Annotated in this window: 27 protein-coding genes and 1 tRNA gene; 11 read left to right on the forward strand and 17 right to left on the reverse strand. The window is 37.5% G+C overall.

The features are described from left to right. Nucleotides 1-32: 32 nt before the first annotated feature. Nucleotides 33-230, reverse strand: coding sequence for an LEA domain-containing protein (locus HYG87_RS02305; RefSeq protein WP_211533629.1), 198 nt, complete (start codon nt 228-230; stop codon nt 33-35). 220 nt (nt 231-450) lie between these two features. Between HYG87_RS02305 and HYG87_RS02310 the strand changes: the two genes are divergently transcribed. Then, nucleotides 451-831 (forward strand): DUF1801 domain-containing protein, encoded by a 381-nt coding sequence (locus HYG87_RS02310; protein ID WP_211533630.1) that lies wholly within the window; start codon nt 451-453, stop codon nt 829-831. Nucleotides 832-1,266: 435 nt separating this feature from the next. On the opposite strand, the gene HYG87_RS11095 is transcribed toward HYG87_RS02310, so the two are convergent. Genes HYG87_RS11095 through HYG87_RS02325 form a run of 3 tightly spaced genes read right to left on the reverse strand, consistent with a single transcriptional unit; the run spans nt 1,267 to nt 1,868 of the window. Next, nucleotides 1,267-1,371: a HepT-like ribonuclease domain-containing protein gene (locus HYG87_RS11095; protein ID WP_211534186.1), complete on the reverse strand. Its 105-nt coding sequence runs from the start codon at nt 1,369-1,371 to the stop codon at nt 1,267-1,269. Then, nucleotides 1,340-1,594 (reverse strand): HepT-like ribonuclease domain-containing protein, encoded by a 255-nt coding sequence (locus HYG87_RS02320; protein WP_211533631.1) that lies wholly within the window; start codon nt 1,592-1,594, stop codon nt 1,340-1,342. Before HYG87_RS02320 ends, HYG87_RS11095 begins: the two co-directional genes overlap by 32 nt. Then, complete coding sequence (locus tag HYG87_RS02325) at nt 1,587-1,868, reverse strand: nucleotidyltransferase family protein (protein ID WP_211533632.1); 282 nt, start codon at nt 1,866-1,868, stop codon at nt 1,587-1,589. Before HYG87_RS02325 ends, HYG87_RS02320 begins: the two co-directional genes overlap by 8 nt. Nucleotides 1,869-2,007: 139 nt before the next feature. Between HYG87_RS02325 and HYG87_RS02330 the strand changes: the two genes are divergently transcribed. The 7 genes from HYG87_RS02330 (at nt 2,008) to HYG87_RS02360 (ending at nt 9,728) form a co-directional block, all read left to right on the forward strand. Then, entirely contained in the window at nt 2,008-3,717 is a 1,710-nt protein-coding gene (locus HYG87_RS02330; RefSeq protein WP_211533633.1) for a serine hydrolase, read from the forward strand. Between the two features lie 559 nt (nt 3,718-4,276). Further along, nucleotides 4,277-4,708: a sugar 3,4-ketoisomerase gene (locus tag HYG87_RS02335; protein WP_211533634.1), complete on the forward strand. Its 432-nt coding sequence runs from the start codon at nt 4,277-4,279 to the stop codon at nt 4,706-4,708. A gap of 89 nt (nt 4,709-4,797) precedes the next feature. Next, nucleotides 4,798-5,730: a GNAT family N-acetyltransferase gene (locus HYG87_RS02340; RefSeq protein WP_211533635.1), complete on the forward strand. Its 933-nt coding sequence runs from the start codon at nt 4,798-4,800 to the stop codon at nt 5,728-5,730. An 11-nt stretch (nt 5,731-5,741) separates the two neighbouring features. Further along, on the forward strand, nt 5,742-6,830 hold the full coding sequence (locus tag HYG87_RS02345; RefSeq protein WP_211533636.1) for a DegT/DnrJ/EryC1/StrS family aminotransferase: 1,089 nt from the start codon (nt 5,742-5,744) through the stop codon (nt 6,828-6,830). Further along, nucleotides 6,817-7,692 (forward strand): glycosyltransferase family 2 protein, encoded by an 876-nt coding sequence (locus HYG87_RS02350; protein WP_211533637.1) that lies wholly within the window; start codon nt 6,817-6,819, stop codon nt 7,690-7,692. Before HYG87_RS02345 ends, HYG87_RS02350 begins: the two co-directional genes overlap by 14 nt. A 97-nt stretch (nt 7,693-7,789) precedes the next feature. Then, nucleotides 7,790-8,770: a UDP-glucose 4-epimerase GalE gene (galE, locus tag HYG87_RS02355; RefSeq protein WP_211533638.1), complete on the forward strand. Its 981-nt coding sequence runs from the start codon at nt 7,790-7,792 to the stop codon at nt 8,768-8,770. A gap of 100 nt (nt 8,771-8,870) precedes the next feature. Next, a complete protein-coding gene (locus HYG87_RS02360; RefSeq protein WP_211533639.1) occupies nt 8,871-9,728 on the forward strand; it encodes a bile acid:sodium symporter family protein in 858 nt (285 codons plus the stop codon). Nucleotides 9,729-9,839: 111 nt separating this feature from the next. Here HYG87_RS02360 and galU read toward each other — a convergent pair whose 3' ends face one another. From galU to HYG87_RS02380, 4 genes are all read right to left on the reverse strand, one after another. Further along, on the reverse strand, nt 9,840-10,691 hold the full coding sequence (gene galU, locus HYG87_RS02365) for a UTP--glucose-1-phosphate uridylyltransferase GalU (protein ID WP_211533640.1): 852 nt from the start codon (nt 10,689-10,691) through the stop codon (nt 9,840-9,842). 176 nt (nt 10,692-10,867) lie between these two features. Further along, entirely contained in the window at nt 10,868-11,506 is a 639-nt protein-coding gene (locus tag HYG87_RS02370; RefSeq protein ID WP_211533641.1) for a hypothetical protein, read from the reverse strand. Between the two features lie 9 nt (nt 11,507-11,515). Further along, nucleotides 11,516-11,752 (reverse strand): hypothetical protein, encoded by a 237-nt coding sequence (locus tag HYG87_RS02375; RefSeq protein WP_211533642.1) that lies wholly within the window; start codon nt 11,750-11,752, stop codon nt 11,516-11,518. A 210-nt stretch (nt 11,753-11,962) separates the two neighbouring features. Continuing rightward, a complete protein-coding gene (locus HYG87_RS02380; protein WP_211533643.1) occupies nt 11,963-12,256 on the reverse strand; it encodes a DUF167 family protein in 294 nt (97 codons plus the stop codon). A gap of 128 nt (nt 12,257-12,384) precedes the next feature. On the opposite strand from HYG87_RS02380, the gene HYG87_RS02385 reads away from it, so the two are divergent. Together HYG87_RS02385 and HYG87_RS02390 are read left to right on the forward strand one after the other, a co-directional pair. Then, nucleotides 12,385-12,513 carry a hypothetical protein gene (locus tag HYG87_RS02385; RefSeq protein ID WP_211533644.1) on the forward strand — a complete coding sequence of 43 codons (129 nt, stop codon included), beginning with the start codon at nt 12,385-12,387 and terminating at the stop codon, nt 12,511-12,513. A gap of 100 nt (nt 12,514-12,613) precedes the next feature. Beyond that, nucleotides 12,614-12,697, forward strand: a tRNA-Leu gene (locus tag HYG87_RS02390). Nucleotides 12,698-12,806: 109 nt separating this feature from the next. On the opposite strand, the gene HYG87_RS02395 is transcribed toward HYG87_RS02390, so the two are convergent. The 5 genes from HYG87_RS02395 to HYG87_RS02415 form a co-directional block, all read right to left on the reverse strand. Further along, nucleotides 12,807-13,220, reverse strand: a complete 414-nt coding sequence (locus HYG87_RS02395) for a DUF371 domain-containing protein (RefSeq protein ID WP_394357459.1) — start codon at nt 13,218-13,220, stop codon at nt 12,807-12,809. Between the two features lie 308 nt (nt 13,221-13,528). Further along, the gene (locus HYG87_RS02400) at nt 13,529-14,557 is read right to left on the reverse strand and encodes a 4Fe-4S binding protein (protein ID WP_249164872.1); all 1,029 of its coding nucleotides are present in this window, start codon (nt 14,555-14,557) and stop codon (nt 13,529-13,531) included. Between the two features lie 47 nt (nt 14,558-14,604). Continuing rightward, entirely contained in the window at nt 14,605-15,012 is a 408-nt protein-coding gene (locus HYG87_RS02405; protein ID WP_211533646.1) for a universal stress protein, read from the reverse strand. An 11-nt stretch (nt 15,013-15,023) separates the two neighbouring features. Next, nucleotides 15,024-16,208: an ACR3 family arsenite efflux transporter gene (gene arsB / locus HYG87_RS02410; RefSeq protein ID WP_211533647.1), complete on the reverse strand. Its 1,185-nt coding sequence runs from the start codon at nt 16,206-16,208 to the stop codon at nt 15,024-15,026. 23 nt (nt 16,209-16,231) lie between these two features. Beyond that, nucleotides 16,232-16,573, reverse strand: a complete 342-nt coding sequence (locus HYG87_RS02415; protein WP_211533648.1) for an ArsR/SmtB family transcription factor — start codon at nt 16,571-16,573, stop codon at nt 16,232-16,234. A gap of 116 nt (nt 16,574-16,689) precedes the next feature. Between HYG87_RS02415 and HYG87_RS02420 the strand changes: the two genes are divergently transcribed. Then, the gene (locus HYG87_RS02420) at nt 16,690-17,127 is read left to right on the forward strand and encodes a GIY-YIG nuclease family protein (RefSeq protein WP_211533649.1); all 438 of its coding nucleotides are present in this window, start codon (nt 16,690-16,692) and stop codon (nt 17,125-17,127) included. 45 nt (nt 17,128-17,172) lie between these two features. Here the strand turns inward: HYG87_RS02420 and cfbC are convergent, their stop codons facing one another. The 4 genes from cfbC to purF all read right to left on the reverse strand — a co-directional run bounded on the left by cfbC (nt 17,173) and on the right by purF (nt 21,204). Continuing rightward, nucleotides 17,173-17,967: a Ni-sirohydrochlorin a,c-diamide reductive cyclase ATP-dependent reductase subunit gene (cfbC, locus tag HYG87_RS02425; RefSeq protein WP_211533650.1), complete on the reverse strand. Its 795-nt coding sequence runs from the start codon at nt 17,965-17,967 to the stop codon at nt 17,173-17,175. Beyond that, complete coding sequence (locus HYG87_RS02430) at nt 17,960-18,442, reverse strand: CBS domain-containing protein (RefSeq protein WP_211533651.1); 483 nt, start codon at nt 18,440-18,442, stop codon at nt 17,960-17,962. The genes cfbC and HYG87_RS02430 overlap by 8 nt, the downstream gene beginning before the upstream one ends. A gap of 131 nt (nt 18,443-18,573) precedes the next feature. Further along, a complete protein-coding gene (locus HYG87_RS02435) occupies nt 18,574-19,755 on the reverse strand; it encodes a peptidase U32 family protein (RefSeq protein ID WP_211533652.1) in 1,182 nt (393 codons plus the stop codon). A gap of 51 nt (nt 19,756-19,806) precedes the next feature. After that, nucleotides 19,807-21,204, reverse strand: a complete 1,398-nt coding sequence (gene purF / locus HYG87_RS02440; protein ID WP_211533653.1) for an amidophosphoribosyltransferase — start codon at nt 21,202-21,204, stop codon at nt 19,807-19,809. Nucleotides 21,205-21,240 lie beyond the last annotated feature (36 nt).

Raw genomic sequence — 21,240 nt, forward strand, 5'->3', positions numbered from 1 at the left:
TTTTTTTTAAAAAAAAGGGAATGAGGGAGAAATTATTTATCCAGTTTGGATTTGATTTTTTTCTCTGCTTCTTTGGCTTTTTCTTTTACTTTGCCTTTTGCTTCTTTAGCTTCCCCTTTTAGTTCTTTGGATTTGCCTTTTAATTCTCCTTTTAATTCTTTGGCTTTCCCTTTTAATTCACCCTCTTTTTCCTTAGCTTTGCCCTTTAATTCACCTGTTTTTTCACCCATAAAATCCCTCCTTTTTATGCAAAAATTTGTTTTCCATACTATATCTGTTAGCCGAAACTAATATAATTTTACTTTAATGGGCTTACCGGGAATCCTGAAGCCGATAAAAATTTTCAAAATCTAGTTAAAATTGGTTGAAAAGATTAATATTTTCCTTATAACAAAAATTATTACCAGTTAATATAATTTAAAATCCAGCCTTAAGGTGAGAGGTAAATATATGAAAAAACAAAGCCATAGCACCAGGAAAAGTAAAAATGAAGACAAAGAAAGCATGTTACTCTCAAAAATAGCCCAGATGCCAGAAAAATACCAGGAAATGGGAGAAAGGCTTCATAACATAATAATGAATAGTTCTCCTGCACTAACACCCCGGCTCTGGTACGGCATGCCTGCCTATTCCCTGAAGGGGAAGGTAATCTGCTTTTTTAGGGGGGATAAAAACGAGAGATACATGACCCTGGGATTTAATGAAAATGCCGCTTTAGATGAGGGTAATCTATGGCCCACTTCTTATGCCCTCCTGGAGTTAAGTCATGCTGAAGAAGAAAAAATTTCCATTCTTATTAAAAAAGCAGTACGAGGAATAGAGAGTCAATAATCCCTGATTTTTGACTCTTTTATCCTGATTTATTTGAAAAAAAAATAACCTAATCTTCACGAACATTAAATGGTAATGGATCGTTTATTGTGGGCGAGTTTCTTAGTTAGTTATTTGTTAAAGATGAAGAGTTTCTCCCGGTTCATCAATAAAAAGCATTAATTGAGGTTAAAGGAATAGATATTCTGATATCTCTAGGAGTGCTTTCTTAAAACCCAACAGTATCTTCCTTATTTTCATTTCTAACGAGGCCTATATCCTTAAGGTATTGAGGATAGGAGAATGAAGTCTTATAATTTGAATTAGTAAAAATGAATTTATTTTAGAATTAATATGGACCAATTATAATTGGAATAGAATGAAAAAAAAACAAATATTCTGAAATTATAAAGAGTTATTTAGAGATTAAAAAAAAATGATGAATTTAAATAAAAATTAATTTATTTTTTCCAGACTTTCTTTAATTTCTGGAATTTTATTCTGGATTACATTCCAAACAATGTCCCAATCAACACCAAAGTAATGATGGATTGAGTTTATCTCTTAATCCTGCTATTTTCCTCCATTCAATTTCAGAATATTCTTTTTTGAAATCGTCTGAAATGTTTTTTACGGCCTCGCCCATAACTTCCAAGCTTCTAATACAAGCTCTCTGTAATACCGGATCTTTCATTAGATCTTCAAGTTCCAAATCATAGAAATTGGTTTCAAGGAATTCTATTTCATCAAAAATGTGTTCCAAGAAGACTTTATCCTCATTCACACCAAACTACCTCTTTTTCCACTGAAGAGCGCATGTAAGGACTTAAGCTTTTGGGGGTAAGAAGATCTACACTTTTACCAAATAGATCTTCCAGATAGAATGATAGTTCCATGAAATTATCAAAGGTAGGATTTTCAAATTCTACCAACACATCTATATCGCTTTCTTCATCTTGCAAGCCTTTGGCATAAGAACCAAATATCCCTATTCTCTTGACATCATATTTGGCCTTTATCTCACTTTTGTGATTTTTCAAGACACGGAAAACATTCATAATAACACCATCACCAAAGTAACAATTATTATGTGATTTAATTTGTGAATACTATTATTAATTATTTTTTCCCTATTAATGAGCCAATAGGCAATATTTAATATCCTTTAATACAAAACTAAAATGATAAGGGGTAAATATGTTGGATATTAAAATTTTAGCTGCATTAATAATTATCATGGCATTAGGTGCCATAGCAGGCATATTAGTTTATAATAATATGAATCCAGAAACTACAGGTACATGTAAACCTCTTATTGGTCTGGATAATAAAAGCACCACAAATAATACTCCGGATAATATTAATAATTATTTTACTTCTGATTCTTTATTTGATTTAAATTCATACTCCCCGAAAAGTGATGGTCACTTTAAACCTTCACCAGGTCCAGTACCTCAAGCAGATCCTATTAATCGTGTTATTAGTCTTTTTGATGCTTATTTAAAATCTATTTTTAATGAATCCGGTGTACCTGGCTCGGCAGTAGTAATTGTAAAGGATAAAGAAATAATTTACATGATTACCCTTGGTGTTAAGGATCTATCTTCTGGTGCACCGGTTACTAAGGATACTCTCTTTGAGATAGGTTCCTGCACTAAAGCATTCACCGCCACAAATATGGCTCAACTGGTAAGTGCTGGTTTAATGAGCTGGGATGATCCTATATCCAAATATTATAACAACACCTCCCAGTTCCAGATGTATGATCCCAGCATTACCGGCAATCTGACCATACTTGATTGTCTTTCCCACCGCAGCGGACAACCAGAATACAGCCAGGATATGGAATGGATACTTTTTAATAATTCTTATTCCCCGATGCTTTACAATCTCCGTTATGTTAAAAATAACACTCCTTTTGGTAGTACTTATGGATATAATAACATCATATATTCTTTACCAGGTTATTGCGCAGCCCAAGCAACCAATACTACCTGGAGTGATTTAATTAAAGAGTATCTCCTTAATCCTTTAGGTATGAACACTGCAACCAGCACGGTGAAAGATTTCTTTAACTCTCCAGATCACTCCACTCCTTACAGACTTTTGGGAAATGGAACTTTAATTCCCTATCAAGCGGCAAATCTTGATGCCGTCGGACCAGCAGGGGTTATAAGTGCATCAATTAGTGAAATGGCCCATTGGCTTAAATTTCAAATAGCAGGTACGGGATATTACAATGGCGTGCCCCTCGTTTCTAAGGAAAATCTGGACAAAACACGTACCGGACAAATATATGCACCAGGTTTGGGTGGTTATTATGGTTTGGGATGGATAATTAGTAATCTGAGTTTTGGTAACAAGAGTTTGGATGTCATCACTCATTCTGGTGATACTCTTTCTTCACAAACTGTAACCAGCATATTCCCCACAGAAGGATTGGGTATGGTGGTGTTAACCAATGTAGGACCAACTGGACTGGATTTCGGCCTTACTTTATTTTCAAAATTATTTACTTTAATATGTGGATATGAAAACTATGATCCCTGGCCAATTTATAAGGATATGAATAAGCCGGTGCCTTATCCAGCTCCTACTCCTCCTTTTATAGATGCTTTAGGTTTAGGTAACTATACTGGTGTTTATAACAATTATCTATATGGAAACATAACCATAACCACAGATAATAATGTTTTGACCTGTTACTTTGGAAATAACCTTCAGCCCTATACTTTAGAGCACTGGAATGCAAATTTATTCCTGGAGCCCAGCATGGATCTGCCTCTTAACTTCACCCACATCCATGATGGTTGCGCCCAGCAGTTAGTAGTAGAAGGCATTAGTGATTATAGTACCCTACCTGCCGAAACCAAATCGGTGTTCAACCGTACTAATAGTACCTCCTAAATTTTCATAAGTGAATACGGCCCTCTTAGCAAAACAAAAATTCATAAAACAAAATTACTTTTAGTAAAACATATTATAGTATTACCAATGCTATTATCCAGTATTATAATTTTGTGTTTTTTCTGGCTTTTAAGTTCGTTAAACGATACTATAACGAAGTAACAGAATGCTGCCCCGACTACCCCTTTTGGTGCATAACTTATCTACAATATTTAATAAAATAAAAATTTTAAAAATAGCAGAATATTGACCATTTAGTATATACTGAGTGATTGATTTAACTCTATTTCTAATAAATTAGAAAATTTGAATTCAAAAGTTGTTTAAGGGCCTATTTTTTAATAAGATTGGGGAATAAAAATAAATCAGCCAGAGAATATTTGTCAGTGAAAAACTTTTTTCAAATCTCAAAGATTATATAATCCCATTAACATAATAATTATATTAGAAACCATGATTATTATATGAGATAGGGATATTTTTAAAAAAAATTAGTACATTCCTGATTTTATATATTTTTATCATGGTAAAACATATACAGGCTCTGGGGGGGAGGTCTGTGGTACATGTTTCCACTTGTAAATTAATGGATTTGCCTAAGATTACAGATATTAGAGGAAATTTGACCTTTATTGAACAAAATATCCATATACCTTTTAAAATTAAAAGAGTTTATTTTTTATATGATATACCCGGGGGAGAAAGCCGGGGTGGGCATGCCCATAAAAACCTGGAACAGTTTATTATAGCCGCCAGTGGAAGTTTTGATGTAATACTGGATGATGGAGTGAAAACTAAGCGCCACCACCTTAATCGCTGCTATCATGGCCTTTATGTTCCTAAAATGGTCTGGCGAGAACTAAATAATTTTTCTTCCGGGTCAGTATGTCTGGTATTAGCTTCAGAACCATTTGAAGAAGAAGATTACATACGCAGCTACTCTGAATTTAAAAAAATAACTAATAAACCATTATTAAAGCAGGTAATTTAGACTTCCTTTAATTATCATTACCTGGTTATCAGGCCATATCCTTTCCAGATTTAATATTTTAATTTACATTCCACCGGTAGGGTTTTAATATGGAGATAAAAGTTTATCACCCTGAAGACTATGCATTATGGAATAATTTCAATGAAAATTCCAAAAATGGATTATTCTTATTTGATCGTAATTACATGGATTACCATTCATCTTTATTTTGTGATAATTCCCTGATGTTTTATAAAAATGATAAACTAATAGCCCTGCTACCAGCCCATAGGGAGGGTGGACAGTTAACAAGCCACAGTGGCCTGAGTTTCGGGGGGATGATTACCAGTAAAAAGATGCAAACCACCTTGATGCTGGATATTTTCAGGAGTTTAAGGCAATACCTGAAAGAGGAGGGCTTTAAAACATTATTTTACAAGGTCATACCCCATATATATCATTTAATCCCCGCGCAAGAAGATCTATATGCTCTTTTTAGAAATCAGGCCCGTTTAGTTCGAAGAGATGTATCTTCCGCCATTAAAATGGATGAGAGAATTTCTTTTAACCGGAACCGGAGAAGAAACCTTAAAAAAAGTCAGGATAATGGTCTTGAAGTCTCCATAAGTGATAGATTTAGGGAATTTATAGAAATGGAGAATATTAATCTGCAAAATAAGTATAACACGGTGGCCACCCACACCCCCCAGGAAATGGAATTATTATCCAGTAGATTTCCAGATAACATAAAGTTATTTGTGGTGGAAAAAAAGGAGGAAATAATCTCCGGGGTGGTGGTCTATGAAAGTACACAGGTGGCTCATGCCCAGTACCAGACTTCTAACCCGGAGGGTATAAAGTCCCGGGCTATAGATTTGATCTTTAGTTTTTTGATTAATGATTTTTATACCGACAAAAAATATTTTAGTTTTGGAATTTCCACACAAACCCAGGGCAATTATTTGAATCAGGGTTTAATTAAATTTAAAGAAAGTTTTGGAGCAAGAGCAGTGATACATGATTTTTATAGGATGGATATTTAAGGTGAGCGGTAATGATAAGTTTCATGGATTTAACCCGGGAATATGAATTTCTGAAATTAGAGCTGAACGAATCTCTACAAGAAACTCTTTCTAGTGGTTATTATATTATGGGACCGGCCTTAAAAGAATTTGAAAAGAATTTTTCCCGTTATATCGGGACCCGTTATGCTTCAGGAGTGAATTCAGGTTCTGATGCTCTTTTTTTAGCTCTTAAATCCCTGGGTATAGGGAAAAATGATGAGGTAATCACTGTGGCTCATACCTTTATTTCCACCGCGGATGCTATTGTTTTAAATGGTGCGCGTCCGGTATGGGTGGATATTGAACCAGATTCCTATCTAATCGATCCGGAGAGAGTGGTGGAAAAAATTACCCCTCACACCAGGGCTCTTTTAGTAGTTCACCTGTATGGTCAACCGGCAGAAATGGATAAGTTAAATGAAATCTGCCAGGAACATGATCTCTATCTAATTGAAGATGCCAGTCAGGCCCATGGAGCAGAATATAAAGGGTCTAAAGTGGGTAGTCTGGGTGATGTGTCCTGTTTTAGTTTTTATCCTACTAAAAACCTGGGAGGGTATGGTGACGGAGGCATGGTTCTAACCAAACACCGTGAGGTTCAGGAGAAAATTAGAAACTTGAGGGACTATGGACAGCAAAAAAAGAACCTCCATACTAAAATAGGCATAAATAGTCGCCTGGATGAAATCCAGGCCACCATATTGTCCCTTAAACTCAAATATCTGGATAGCTGGAATAAAAAAAGAAGAAAACTGGCCAGAATATACCATGATCAACTAACCCCCGGGGTTAGAACACCTCAGGAGAAGGAAAACAGAAAACATGTGTATCATCTTTATGTGATAAATGCTCCCCAAAGAGATCTAATCCAGAGAGAACTATTTAAAAATGGTATTGAAAGCAGGATTCATTATCCTACCCCGGTTCATAAACAGCCCGCTTATTTACCCTGGAGAGATTCATATTTACCCTGCACGGAGCAGGTCCCAAAGGGCATACTTTCTCTACCCCTTTATCCCTGGCTGAAAGAGGAGGAAGTTAACCGGATTTGTGAGGTTATAGATCATGCCTCTATGTAGTGTCCTCTTGCCTTCCTATAGCCATGGAAAATACCTGGAGGAAGCCATAAACAGTGTTTTAAATCAGACTGAAGCTGATTGGGAGCTAATTATCATTGATGATGCCTCTCAGGATAATTCCCCTCTAATTTTAGATAACTACCAAAAGGATGATCGTATCCATATTAAAAGGCATACTAAAAACCAGGGAATTGCTTCTACTTTAAATCAGGCTCTTAAGTGTTCTAAAGGGGATTTTGTGGCATTAATAGCCTCAGATGATGTTTGGCACCCCCGAAAATTAGAAAAACAATTAGAAATTCTTAAAAAAAACGATAATCAAATAGTGTGGAGTGAAGGGCTAATCCTGAATGATAAAAGTGAGGCTGCTGGTGAAAAATTCACCCATATTTACAAATCCTCTCAAAAATCAGGAGATATTTTCCAGGAGCTGATTCAGGGGAATTTCATTTTCGGGTCCAGTATAATGCTCAAAAAAAGTTTCTTAGATGATCTGGAGTTTGATACACAATTAAGGTTTCTAAATGATCATAAACTTTACCTGGATTTGGCCTTTAAATATAAATTCTATTTTATCCCGGAAGCACTGGCCGCTTACCGTATACATGGAGATAATACCACTTTTAATGATTTATCCGCCTGGTACCAGGATTCCGTGAAACTTTCCAGTTATATTTTTCGTGAATATCTCCCCCAAAGACCTTCCATCTCTAAAAAATGTCTTTTTGATTTGTGCTGTGTTAATCCCCTGTATCATGGTTTAAGAGTAAATCCCTGGAACAAATTCAACCTTTATTACCTGATAGTACTCCCCCTATGGTACATTTATATGGTTATTAGTGGGAGCCGCTTAAATCCCTGAGATTATTTTTTGGATAGGTGAGGATTTAAGGTAGAATAAACCAAGTATTATACGTCAATTTGAAAAAGTATTGCTATTTAATTTAAAAGATGATATTATGATTCTAATTGTAGGGGGAGCAGGATACATTGGCTCCCATGTTAATAAAGTACTTAATGAAAATGGATATGATACACTTATCCTGGATAATTTCAGTTACGGACACCATGAATTAATCCCGGGAGCAGATGTAATTGAAGGGGATCTGGGTGATGGTGAGCTTCTGGATAAAATATTCCAGGACTACCCCATCAGTGGGGTGATGCACTTTGCGGCCTTTACCTATGTGGGAGAGTCAGTCACCCACCCAATTAGGTACTACCATAACAATACCACTAATACCCTGAATCTCTTACAATCCATGATTAAAAATAAGGTAAAAAATTTTATTTTTTCATCTACCTGTGCAGTTTATGGAGTTCCTGAAAAAATACCCCTGACTGAAAATCATCCCCTGAACCCTATTAACCCCTATGGCAGGAGTAAGTTAATGGTAGAAGAGATGCTCCGTGATTTTTCTCGGGCCTATGATTTTAATTACATTTCTTTAAGATATTTTAATGCTGCAGGTGCTACTCCAGATGCAAAAACCGGAGAATGGCACCAACCAGAAACCCATCTTATACCTCTTATTCTGGATGCAGCTTTAGGGGTCAGGGATAGAATCTCTATTTTTGGTACAGATTACCCCACACCAGATGGAACTTGTATTAGGGATTATATACACGTTCTGGATCTGGCCCAGGCCCATATAAAAGCTATGGAATACCTGGAAAAGAATAATAAAAGTCAGATTTTTAATCTGGGTAATGGACAGGGATTCTCAGTACGGGAAGTCATTGAGTGCTGTAGAAAGGTTACCGGTGAAGATATCCAGGTAGAAGAGGAAAATAGACGACTAGGAGACCCCCCTGTGCTGCTTGGAAGCTCTAAAAAGGCAGAAGAATTACTGGGATGGAAAGTAGAATGGGTTGAACTGGAAGATATTATAGCCACTGCCTGGAAATGGCATAAAAAATTATATGCTGATTATAAATGAGTTTAAAAAAAAAAGCAGGGATGGTGTGCATAAAATAGTAATTTAAGCTCAAGTTAATGATTTTCAAATCATAATATACAATATTAGGAGATAGGTTTAAATGGAAGTAATATTACAGCAATTTGCTAATCTGAGCATTTTAATTTATATTGTTTCTACCATGTTGTCTATGGGGCTTAGTTTTTTTCCAAAACAATTTATAGAACCCCTGCAAGATAAAAAACTCATATTAAAATCTTTAGCAGCAAATTTCATACTGGTACCGCTTTTAACTTATATCATATTACAATTAATCCCCCTCCAACCTGGCCTGGCTATTGGACTGGTTTTAATGGCTGCTGGAGCAGGATCACCCTTTATGCTTAAACTGGTACAGTTTATAAAAGCCGATATGGCCTTTGCCGTGGGATTGATGTTAATTTTATCCACCGTTACTTTAATTTATCTGCCCCTTTCACTTTCTTTTCTTTTACCTGATATTTCTGTAAACTCGCTATCCATAGCAGTTTCATTACTGGTTTTGATATTTCTACCCTTACTGGGGGGAACTGCTTTAAAATGGAGATACAGTAAACTGGCTGAGATTATTAAACCCACCTTTAATCAAATATCCAATATATTCCTCTTTGTTGTGGTGCTTTTATATTTGGGTCTTAATTATCAGGACTTTCTGTCAGTATTTGGTACCGGAGGATTACTGGCTGCTTTAATTTTTGTATTGGCCTCATATTTTATAGGATATATGCTGGGAGGACCTTCAAAAAATACAAAAACCGTGCTGGGTATGGGAACTGCTATAAGAAATTCATCAGCTGCTTTTGTAGTGGCTCTGGCTAACTTCAGTGCCCAATACGAGGTGATGGCCATGATAATAGTAGTATATTCCCTGAGCATAATCGTGATGATGTTAATCTCTGGAGAAATAGGTAAAAGAACTAAAAAATCAGAGGACATATGATTAAAAATTCATACCTCTTAAATAAAAACCGTGGCCTGATTGTTTTAAAAAAAAAGTTGAATGAAATTATAATAAAGTGTGACATAATTATTTAAAAAAAAAGTTGAAGAATTACATATTCTTCATCACATTTTTCATGTATTCCAAAAGTTCAACCCGGGCTTCCTTATCATCCAGGGCAAAGTCAATGGAAGTTTTAAGCCATTCCACTTTATTTCCTATATCATAGGTTCTTCCCTGGAAGACCACCCCATAAATCTTATTTAAGAGTCGCATGGCATCGGTAAGTTGAATTTCTCCTCCAAAACCAGGGGGTACTTCCTGAATATGGTCAAATATTTCACTTTCTAATATATATCGTCCCATGATAGCCAGGTTAGAGGGTGCTTCACTTAGGGGTGGTTTTTCCACCATGTCCTCTATGGAATAGAGTGAGGGTTCTACTTCCTGGCCCTTGATGATACCGTATCGTTCTATTTTCTCTCGGGGTACTTCTTCTACTGCTAAGACCGAAGCCTGGTATTTTTCATATACATCCATAAGTTTTCTGGTGCAGGGCACCGGGGAACTGGTGATGGTATCTCCCAATAGTACCGCAAATGGTTCTCCATCAATGTGTTTACGGGCACAGTAAATAGCATCCCCCAGTCCTTTTTGTTTTTTCTGACGAACATAGTATATATCAGCCAGTTCGCTAATGGATTCTACTTCCTGTAGAAAATCATTTTTTCCATTTTCCCGGAGGAAGTATTCCAGTTCAAAGGCCCGGTCAAAGTGGTCCTCGATGGACCTTTTACCTTTACCAGTGATAATTAAAATATCATCTATTCCAGAGGCCACTGCCTCTTCCACCACGTACTGGATGGTGGGTTTATCAAAAACAGGTAACATTTCTTTAGGTTGTGCTTTAGTTGCCGGTAAAAACCTGGTCCCTAAACCAGCGGCGGGTATTACTGCCTTCATGATTTACACCTTTTATAATTAAAAAATATACAATTCTCGCGATTTATAAAAAATTTGACTAGAAACCCTTTTAGTATATTATTATGATCTTAGTTGATTAAAATTGTTTATAAGTAATATAAGTATGAAAATAAGTTTAGATAAAATAAAAAAGAAGAAAATAGGAATTTAAGTTTTTAACTTATTCCCGCAATCAATTCACACAGTACCGGTTGGGTTACTGGGGTTATAGTTACTGAACCATCGGCATTGACTGTTACAATTACTTCCACATATATAGTGTTCATACCTTCTAAGAAAGCAGCTCCTTTAGCTGCATCCAGAGTGATCTCGGTTTTACCCTGGGTTATATCTGCAGGTAGCTGGTATAGAACATGAGAAGCGATTATATCAAATTTAGTGGTTTCATTGTCTATGTGGTTTTCATCTCCCCCATTAAGGCTTAGATTCATATTAACCTCGCCAGTAGAATTAGCACTGTAGGGTTCAGACCACATTTTCATGCGGAAAGTGGTTCCTGCCGGTAGGGCCTCATTATCATATCCTAACTCCTTAGTTAAGTTAACAACTGATTGGCCAGTAGAAGGTTCTTTCCAGGATTCTACATAGACATTGGTGATGGATCCATCTTTTTTAGTGACATTCTCCATTACAACTACTGATTTAGCCCAGTGATCAGGAGCATTATTATTTATAACCATCAAAGTCTGGGATGCTGTTGCAGTTTCTGCTGAAGGCATCATAAAAGCGGCAAGGGCACCTATAATAACTATTACAATAACTGCTATAATTAAAATTCCAGTATTACGATTCATGATACCACCCTATAATATAGTTATTACCCGGTAAGCAACAACAGCTGCAAATACCAGTAGCAAAGGTACAATGGCTACATTGGATCCCTTTATAAACGAACTGATACGGTTACTATTTTCTGCTTCTGAACTCAAAATCTCTTTCAAGGCCAGAAATGCAATAAGAGCAATAACTGCTATGACACTGTAGGCCATTACATCCGTGGTGGTCACCGTGGTGGTGGTAGTAGTTACCGTTGAAATCAAATCAAATTACCTCCCTTTTTTCAAAAGTATATTAAATTGAAAATTTTCACTAACAGAACCTATGTTTTCCAGTATATATAATGTTTACTATTTTCCTTGGAATTTACATAAAAAAGGTATACGAGATTAATATTAATTTTAAGAAAGGCGAACTTTTCAAGAAAAAAGAGAGTGATTTTATTTCAGAAATTAATTCCAATTTATCCATAATCAGGATATAAGGTCCTTTATTATTCTATTTATTTCATTTTCAACGGTATCAAATATTTTTATGGTTTTTTGCCGGCTTTTATGGCCAGATACAATCTCCACTTCTTTATGAGTTATAGTGCTAAATTCCTGAATTATCTCCTTATTGGCCTTCCCCCTTTGGGGGATAGAGCGTATTCTTATTTCTATCCTATTTCGCCAGGGATTATAGGAACTTATAGAAAATCCGCTGGATCCCGGGGAAACTTCAATATCTACCAGCACACCGTCTTCTACTCCCCTAATGGCCTTCATAATTATAAATTAATTAAATCCTTATTAAAATTTTGTTATGCTATTTAATACCTGATCATTATTATCAGGAAATGATATTACAAAAAATTAAATATTCCCGGAGCATACAATTAACTAGAGGTGAAATTATGGTAGCAAAAAAAGGCGAAAAATACAGATGTGAAGTGTGTGGCTTGACCATCAATGTGGAAGAAGAGTGTGGCTGTGATGAGTGTGCCATAGTCTGCTGTGGAAAGCCCATGGAAAAAAAAGAATAATTAAATAAATTTTTTTTTTAATAGGAAATTAAGAGCAACATTTAAATACCTGTTTTTAGAAAGGATGGTATGCTCTAATTTATATGTAGATTAGGTGCCAGCAGGGGTGGTCGAGCGGTCAAAGGCGCTAGGTTGAGGGCCTAGTGGGGTAGTCCCTTCGCGGGTTCGAATCCCGTCCCCTGCACTAAAAAAAAATATTTTTAAAAAATTTTATGCATTTTAAGATTTATATTAATTCAATTTATAAGCCAATTTTAATTGATTCTATATATTATAGAATTAGAGTTACCTGATTATTCTAGAATTATCTCCACTTTCAGGGTTTTACTCTTTTTTAAATCCTCAATTAGATCTTGATTTAAATCACAGGCAGCTTTATCTGCTTTAATCATCAGGGTGCGGCTGCAGATATAATCACTCTTCCGAGCGACCATATCGGTGGGATGATCCAGACTTAAATCAGGGTGCCCGGTTCCTCTTATTTCATCCTGATGATGAGTTGTACTTAAAACCATCCTTACTTGTGCCCCTTCACGTGTTATGGCTCTTTTTAATTCTTCTGGAAAATCAAGCATGGTTTTATCAGATTTAACTCCAATTATGCAATCTGCCTGGATTCCTATTTCCGGATCCAGAGTTACTTCCAGGGTGGAACGGTGTTTTGAACTTACATTAGGGTGTCCTTGTGCATAGAAAACATATTTAATCATGAAAAAATCCTCATTGAAAAATTAAAAATTTGGTTTCTATCTGGCCCCTTTTTAAAAAAAGCATTTTTTATACGGGAAAAATAGTTACCATCATTAATTAGTAGGAATGCTGCTTTTAATTTTATCTCAAAGAAAAATCCTTGAAATAATTATTATAAAGAGTCAGATGGTAATTATTTGCCATTTAATCACCCCCACGGTAATTAAAGGCCAGATAGTAACGCTAATAATATTATGGGTTTATTTTTATATAAATTTTACTAAAAAAATTTGGGAAATTGTTCCTTCAAGAAAAGAAAAAAGTATTAATTTACTTTATTCTTTTCTTTTAATTTTGAGAGAAGTTTATCATGCCTGATTTTTATATGATCATATCCTTTTGTATCAAAGGGGCAGTCCTCTATACAGTAAGTACACCCCTTAGAACAACCTATACACTGGTTTTGTATTAAAATTACTTCTTTGCCACAGCAAGTTTCTTTTTCAATTAATGCTTTTTCCGGGCAGGCTTTGATACATTTTCCACACCTATTACAGTAATCTCTTATCCAGGTATGGGGGTTTTCTTCCCTTAGGGGTAAATTTTCCATGGTGGTGAATATGGCAGATATTTTCTGTGCCGGGCCACATTCTGGAGTTATTAGAAGACCACTTTCACCTATAAGTCCCATGGAAGCTTTTTGCCCCAGTGCAGATAAATCCACCAGGGCTTCATAAGGGTGGGCTACCTGGGTGGAGTAGCCCTTTTGTCGCAGGTAATCAGATAATTTATAGGTTATTTTACCCAGTTTCTCATAGGCCGCGTCATTATAACTCTGGGCTTCCTCACCCGGAGGTGTTTTTATGATTTTGCGATCCATGGGCATGGTGAGGACTATGGCCTGGGGATAGTACACCTTTTTATCTCCAATTAAAATATCTGGATTAAAGGAGGTATATCCTATACTGGAAATTCCCAGTTTATGGGCATATTCTTCAAATTTCTGGATAAATACATCATCAACCATTTTTTTCATTTCCAGAGGATTTTCTACCTGTGATAGGTCCGGGTATTCTTTATCCCATCCACAGGAACATCCACTACCACAACCTTCTTCCAAAGAAGATTCTTTTTCCATGGATTTATTTTCTTCCACCCCACAGCCACATCCGTCGTTTTGTGATTGAGTATCTGAACATGATTTTTTAAGTGTTTTTTCTCCACCGCCACAATTAGATACTTCTTCAAATCCGTCACCAGCACAATCTGAATCATTATAAGATTCTTCAATACCACTAACCTTATTTATCCGTGATTTTTCTATTTCTTCGCATCCACAGTCTTTATCTTTCAATATTATATCTCCTTATAATCATTAATTCTTGCTTAAAAAATATCGGATTAATGCACGGTTAAAACCGGGCATTTAGCGTCCCTTACCACTTTTTCAGCCACACTACCCAGTAAAAATCTCTCTAATCGGTGTTTTCCAGATCCACCAATAACAATTAAGTCCACCCCTGTACGGGCCATATTTAATATTTCCTCAGAAGCCAGACCTTCTTTAATCATGTATTCTTTTTTTAAGGGTTTAGTTTCCATTTTCTTAAATAGTTGGGCTACTTTCTCCAGGGCTTCTTCCCCTTCTTTTTTTAAGATATTCATGGTTACCCCGGAGGTGGGCCGGGATTCCAGAACATTCAATACATAAATAAAAGAGCCATGGGCCTGAGCCAGCATAATAGCATATTTAGCTGCATTTAAGCTCACTGAGGAACCATCAACAGGCAATAGAATTTTTTCAAACATTTTACATCTCCCTAGTCTGATTTATCAATATTACAGCTAATGCTCTCTTCTTCTTCCTTACAGGTAAGGGCAGTTTCTTTGTTTACAGGGCACTGTTCTTCACCCAGGTGACATTCCGCGTAAAGTCCGCAGTATTTTTTGGATATGGCCACCAGCATGAGCATGAGTGGTACTTCAATTAAAACCCCTACCACGGTGGCCAGGGCTGCTCCTGATCCCAGACCAAAAATGAGTATGGTAGTGGCTATAGCCACTTCAAAGTGGTTGGAAGCCCCAATCATAGAGGCTGGAGCAGCGTCCTCATAGGATAGTTTCAGTTTCCGGGCCAGGAAAAAGTAGCTTAAGGCATATACAAAGATGGCATTTACAAAGATAGGTACTGCTATCCAGAATATGGTTAAGGGGTTGTCCACTATTACTTCGCCTTTGAAAGTGAATAAGAGTATTAGTGTGGCTAGAAGGGCTATTATGCTCACGGGCTGTATAAATCGCAGGAATTTTTTTTCAAACCATTCCCATCCCCTGTTTTTTATTATCCATCTACGGGTGTAATATCCACTTACCAGAGGGAAGAATACGTATATGGCCACTGAAAAGGCTATGGTTTCCCAGGGTAAGGGTACCTGGGATATTCCTGATAGGAAGCTGGCCAGTGGAGCATATACCACTACCATTACCAGGGAGTTTACTGCTATCATAATGAGAGTTAGTCCGTCGTTACCCCGGGCCAGGTAGTTCCACATTAAAACCATGGCGGTGCAGGGAGCTATTCCCAGGATTATTACCCCTGCCAGGTAACTGCGCCAGAGTTCTATCTGCTGCCCGGTGGCTATTATCTCTGTTCCCGGTAAAAAACCCACAAAGAGGTATCCCAGGAAGAACCAGGCAATGAGGAAGGTGGAAAGGGGGGCCACCACCCAGTTTAAAAACAGAGTCAGGCCTACCGGGCGTGGTGTTTTAGCCGCCTTTAGAACCTGTCCAAAGTCTATTTTAACCATGATAGGGTATACCATGAAAAATAAGGCTATAGCTATAGGTATAGAAACGTTGAATACCGTGTAGGAGTCCAGGGTCAGGGCCATTTCCGGGACACTTCGGCCTAGTAGTATGCCCAGTATGATACAGGCGAATACGAATACTGTAAGGTATTTTTCAAAAAAGGATAAATTTTTACTTTTTATGCTTCTATTGGCCATTTAATCACCTTTATATTAGCTTTTCAATGGATATTATTCATAATCTGGTCTACAAGTTCCATGATATCTGGATGGGATAGCTGGTAATGTATCCATACTCCTTCTTTTCGCCATTTCAAAAATCCTGCATTTTTTAATAAAGTTAGATGATGGGATACGGTGGGCTGGGGTTTATCCAGTACCTCAATTATTTCACAAGCGCATAGTTCACCGTTTTTTAGTAAGTGCAGTATTTTAAGGCGGGTGGGATCTGCCAGGGCCTTTAAAACCTCAGCAGTTGCATACAAATTTTCGTCTGAGGGTAAGCCCTGTCTTAGTTTTATCAGTTTTTCAGCAGAACTCTCATCAGTAGCACATGATTTCATACCCCTTTTATATATATCATTATATTTAAATATTTGGATATATGGATGAAAGGGGTGAGGTTTTTAAATCCTTAAAAAAACAACAATGAATAAAAAAAACTTTAATCTGGAAAAAAATGAAAGGAACTTACTGCTTGATTATTGAAAATAAAAAAGAATGTGACCTTACTGTAGGAAAAAAGGGTAATTTTCATTTTGAAAAAGGTTTTTATGTCTATGTAGGATCTGCCCTTAATTCATTGCCAGGCCGCATAAAAAGACATCTTTCCTCATCCAAGAAATTATTTTGGCATGTGGACTACCTTTTAGCTGCACCTCACACCAGAGTAATAGAAGTAGTGTTTGCCAGTAACCCCCATAAGGTGGAGTGTGCTATCTCAAGTAATATATCCCTGAAATCTAAAGAAATACCTGGATTTGGTTCATCAGATTGCCGTTGTAAATCTCATCTATTCTATTTTAAAGATTCAACAGAATCAATTAAAATCTGTAAAGATTCATTTTTAAAAAATAAGTTAGTTCCACAGGATTTATCCCAGTTATCCCTGAAATAGTCTTTAATATTAGATAAAAAAAATAATCAGAAACTTAAAATATTATTAAAGTTTCTGAAAAAACTCTTCAAATTCCTCATCTTCCAGTGGAGTGGGGAGGATGAAATCTGAATTTTTATAAATGGCCCGGGAGAGTTCACGATACATCTCCGCCATATCTGAATCTGGGAACTTCTCCATCACCGTTTTAGCATCATATTCACTTTTCTGGACCAGCTGGTTGCGGGGTATAACTCCGATTACTTTGGTGCCTATTTTCCGGGCAAAACGTGATACCACCTCTTCCTCATTATCCAGACCTTTACAGTTGCAGATTATGCCTCCCAGACGGCTTTTTAATTTTTTTATACCTCTGGAGATATTATTAGCCGCATAAAGGGCCATGTACTCTCCAGAAGTTACGATGTAAACTTCATCAGCATAGTCTTCCCTTAAAGGAACTGCAAACCCCCCACAGACCACATCACCCAGTACGTCGTAGATAACCACATCCAGGTCTTCTTCAAAGACATTTAGCCTCTCTAAAAGACTCATGGCCACAATAACTCCTCTACCAGCACAGCCCACACCAGGTTCTGGACCGCCGCTTTCGGTGCACATCACCTGGTTAAATCCACTGAATATAACATCCTTTCTTCCAGCATTCCTTTTTTCTTTGATGATGTTTAATATGGTGGGCAGTCGGGAGCCATAGAGGGTACGGGTGGTGTCTGCCTTGGGGTCGCATCCTATTACCAGAACCTTTTTATCCTCACTGTAGGCTCCGGCTATATTGGATACAATGGTGGATTTACCAATACCTCCCTTGCCATAAATGGCTATACGTTTGGTTTTACTCATTAGATTTCACCATAGCACCGATAATATCTCCCCTGGTGAGAATACCAACCAGTTTATTCTCTTCATCCACAACTGGAAGGCGGTTAATCTGGTGTTGATCCATGAGTTCGGCTGCATCAGAAATGGATTTATCAGGAGTAATGGTGATCACCTTCCGGGTCATGATGGATGAGACCTTCTCCACTGCAGCTTTATTTATTCCTGCTGCTATCTCATCAAATTCGTATTTCATGCGCACTGGTAATTCAATTAAATCCAACGGTGCAGGTAAGATAAGATTTAAATTAGGAGAATGGACTTCTAAAAGCCGCATAATATCCCCTTCACTGAGTATACCCACAACTTTCCACTTATCATCCACCACCGGGGCCCCACTAATCTTATGATCCCTTAAAGTTTTAGAAACTTCACTAATCTTATCTGCCTCTTTAAAGGTTATTACCTCTTTTTGCATGGCATCTTGAATTTCTATCAATTCATCAACTCCTTTTTTAGATGGGATTTTATAATCAAAGTAATTTTCAACATGAAATAATTATTCTTTTTGCTTTAAATAAGTATAATGTTTAATTGATTTATTTTATCTAATAAAAAAATTAGAAGGAGTTATCTTTTAACTTTTTTATAAACTAAATCCCCTGACCGTACCTTTTCATCCACCTTTAAGCCCACATTTTGTCCTTTTATAGCTTTTGTAATATCTAATCCCTCTATCTGCATGGATTCTGCCTTTTGTTTTACAAATCCGGTGGTGGGGCCCTGAATAATAAGTTCGTCTCCTAGTTTTAAATCAGACCATAATCTTACTTCTGCTGCTTTTACCTGGGAGAAATAATTGACCACTTCACCCACGTCTTTTTTTATATAGGGTGACTGGTTGGAGGGACTATCCTGCAGGGGTTTTTGGAAGTAGAAGCCCTGATCAAAGCCCCGGTTAAATACGTTTTTTAAATCATCTAACCATTGGCTTTTAAAGGACCATCCATTATGATAAGTATTAATTGCTTCCTGGTAAACCCGGGTGACCTCCCCTACATAATCTGCACTTCTAGCCCGCCCCTCTATCTTAAAAGCAGCTACCCCTGACTCCATTAACTCCGGTATGTATTCAATCATGCACATATCCCGGGGACTCAAAAAATGAGTCATATTATCCTCTTTTTCTAATATAAGTTTGCTACCATCTTCACACTCCATCTTCCACACTTTACGGCAGGGCTGCAGGCATTCCCCACAATTAGCATTTTTCTGGTACAGGTAGCTACTTAAAAAACAGCGTCCAGATAGGGCCATACACTGGGCCCCGTGAATGAATACTTCTATTTCCAGTGGGGATTTGCTACTTATTTGTTTTATTTCATCCAGGGATAGTTCCCGGGATAGAATAGCCCTTTTAACACCCAGTTTTTTTAAGGTGTGCAGGGTGCGGGTATTGGATGCATTGCCCTGAACTGAATAGTGGGCCTCCAGGTGGTGATCCCGGATTAATTCCAGTGCCCCCAGGTCAGATACAATAAGAGCATCCACCCCGGATTCAACCACACCAGGTAGCATTTTCTCCAGCCCATCCAAATCCTGGTTTCTCATCATGGTATTGGTGCACACATACAGCCTGGATTCATGTTTATGGGTCATATTAACCGCCTTTTCCAGTTCACTTAGAGAAAAGTTGGTGCTATGGGCCCTCATATTGAATCCCTGTATACCAATATAAACCGAATCAGCCCCGTTTTTTAGGGCGGAGCTGAGGGATGTGAAGTTACCTGCAGGAGATAATAGTTCCACCATATTAACCATTTTATTTAGATTTATAAAAAATAAGATTTGAAAAATAATTATTTAACATCGGCAGGATTCATAGAGTTCCAGGTCCCGGGGAAGTTCAGTAGGGTATTCCCCATCCAGACATCCGGTACATAGCTGTTCCTTATCAATGCCAATGCATTTAATTAAGGATTCCAGGGAAAGGTATCCCAGTGAATCCACACCCAGTGACTCTTTAATTTCTTGAACTGAATGATTGGCCGCAATTAATTCTTTTTTAGTGGCCATGGCCACCCCATAGTAACAGGGGGAGATTATGGGAGGGCACCCTATTCTCAGGTGAATTTCTTTTACTCCGGTTTGTTTTAGTACATCAATTAATGACTTGGAGGTGGTTCCTCTTACTATACTGTCATCTAAAAGCACTATACTTTTACCTTCCAGTTCAGAGATTATAGGGTTCATCTTGAGTTTTACCGAGGTTTCCCTTTCACCCTGGGTGGGCATGATAAATGTTCTTCCAATGTAACGGTTCTTGATTAGTCCTTCACCATAGGGTAGTCCTGAAGCCCGGGAATATCCTATAGCGGCGGTAATGGCAGAATCCGGTACCGGCATCACCACATCGGCCTTGGCCGGGAACTCCTGATGCAGAGCTTTACCTATATTTAAGCGCACCTGATAAACATCTCTCTGGTCGATGATGCTGTCTGGTCGGGCAAAGTACACATATTCGAACATACAGTGGGCCCTTTTAATCCAGGAGGTGTCCATTTTATAACTGGTGATTTTATCATTGAGCAGTATGATTTCACCAGGTTCCACATCCCGTAGTAGTTTAGCCCCAATTACATCAAAGGCCACTGTTTCTGAGGCCACCATATTTAAATCCTCTTTCTGGCCCAGGGCCAGTGGTTTCATACCCAGAGGGTCCCGGACCACGTAAAGGTCACAGTTAACCAGCACTACCATGGAATAGGATCCAATCAATTGCCGGGTAACAGCCTTTATACATTCAATCATATCCTGATTTTTGATGTATTCCCGACTTAACATGTGACAGATTACTTCTGAATCTGTGGTGGATCGGAATTGGTGGCCCTGGGCCTTTAACTCCTGGCGGAGTTCCATGGAATTAATTATATCGCCATTATGGGCAATGGCTATATTTCCACCCTGGAACTCACTAAAAAAAGGTTGTGAATTTTCCAGAAGTGAGCTGCCTGTGGTGGAATATCTTACATGACCAATACCCACCTGACCTTCTAATTCATCCACTTTTCCATTATTAAAAACGTCGCACACCAGACCCATGCCCCGGTAGGTATTTAAATCCTGACCATTATGGGTGGATATCCCTGCAGATTCCTGTCCCCGATGCTGTAGAGCATAGAGACCAAAATATATAGGGGAAGCCACGTTTTTTGAATCGTTATGAGAATATATACCTACAATACCACACTTATCTTGCAATTTTGGATTCTCCCCTTGAATATTAATTTAAAATAA

The organism is Methanobacterium alkalithermotolerans (assembly GCF_018141185.1).
GTDB classification, from domain to species: domain Archaea; phylum Methanobacteriota; class Methanobacteria; order Methanobacteriales; family Methanobacteriaceae; genus Methanobacterium_F; species Methanobacterium_F alkalithermotolerans.

Coding starts and splice junctions, on each gene's coding strand:
- HYG87_RS02305 (WP_211533629.1), bottom strand. CDS start 230: ATGGGTGAAAAAACAGGTGAATTAAAGGGCAAAGCTAAGGAAAAAGAG.
- HYG87_RS02310 (WP_211533630.1), top strand. CDS start 451: ATGAAAAAACAAAGCCATAGCACCAGGAAAAGTAAAAATGAAGACAAA.
- HYG87_RS02325 (WP_211533632.1), bottom strand. CDS start 1,868: ATGAATGTTTTCCGTGTCTTGAAAAATCACAAAAGTGAGATAAAGGCC.
- HYG87_RS02330 (WP_211533633.1), top strand. CDS start 2,008: ATGTTGGATATTAAAATTTTAGCTGCATTAATAATTATCATGGCATTA.
- HYG87_RS02340 (WP_211533635.1), top strand. CDS start 4,798: ATGGAGATAAAAGTTTATCACCCTGAAGACTATGCATTATGGAATAAT.
- HYG87_RS02345 (WP_211533636.1), top strand. CDS start 5,742: ATGATAAGTTTCATGGATTTAACCCGGGAATATGAATTTCTGAAATTA.
- HYG87_RS02350 (WP_211533637.1), top strand. CDS start 6,817: ATGCCTCTATGTAGTGTCCTCTTGCCTTCCTATAGCCATGGAAAATAC.
- galE (WP_211533638.1), top strand. CDS start 7,790: ATGATTCTAATTGTAGGGGGAGCAGGATACATTGGCTCCCATGTTAAT.
- HYG87_RS02360 (WP_211533639.1), top strand. CDS start 8,871: ATGGAAGTAATATTACAGCAATTTGCTAATCTGAGCATTTTAATTTAT.
- galU (WP_211533640.1), bottom strand. CDS start 10,691: ATGAAGGCAGTAATACCCGCCGCTGGTTTAGGGACCAGGTTTTTACCG.
- HYG87_RS02370 (WP_211533641.1), bottom strand. CDS start 11,506: ATGAATCGTAATACTGGAATTTTAATTATAGCAGTTATTGTAATAGTT.
- HYG87_RS02380 (WP_211533643.1), bottom strand. CDS start 12,256: ATGAAGGCCATTAGGGGAGTAGAAGACGGTGTGCTGGTAGATATTGAA.
- HYG87_RS02385 (WP_211533644.1), top strand. CDS start 12,385: ATGGTAGCAAAAAAAGGCGAAAAATACAGATGTGAAGTGTGTGGCTTG.
- HYG87_RS02405 (WP_211533646.1), bottom strand. CDS start 15,012: ATGTTTGAAAAAATTCTATTGCCTGTTGATGGTTCCTCAGTGAGCTTA.
- arsB (WP_211533647.1), bottom strand. CDS start 16,208: ATGGCCAATAGAAGCATAAAAAGTAAAAATTTATCCTTTTTTGAAAAA.
- HYG87_RS02415 (WP_211533648.1), bottom strand. CDS start 16,573: ATGAAATCATGTGCTACTGATGAGAGTTCTGCTGAAAAACTGATAAAA.
- HYG87_RS02420 (WP_211533649.1), top strand. CDS start 16,690: ATGAAAGGAACTTACTGCTTGATTATTGAAAATAAAAAAGAATGTGAC.
- cfbC (WP_211533650.1), bottom strand. CDS start 17,967: ATGAGTAAAACCAAACGTATAGCCATTTATGGCAAGGGAGGTATTGGT.
- HYG87_RS02435 (WP_211533652.1), bottom strand. CDS start 19,755: ATGGTGGAACTATTATCTCCTGCAGGTAACTTCACATCCCTCAGCTCC.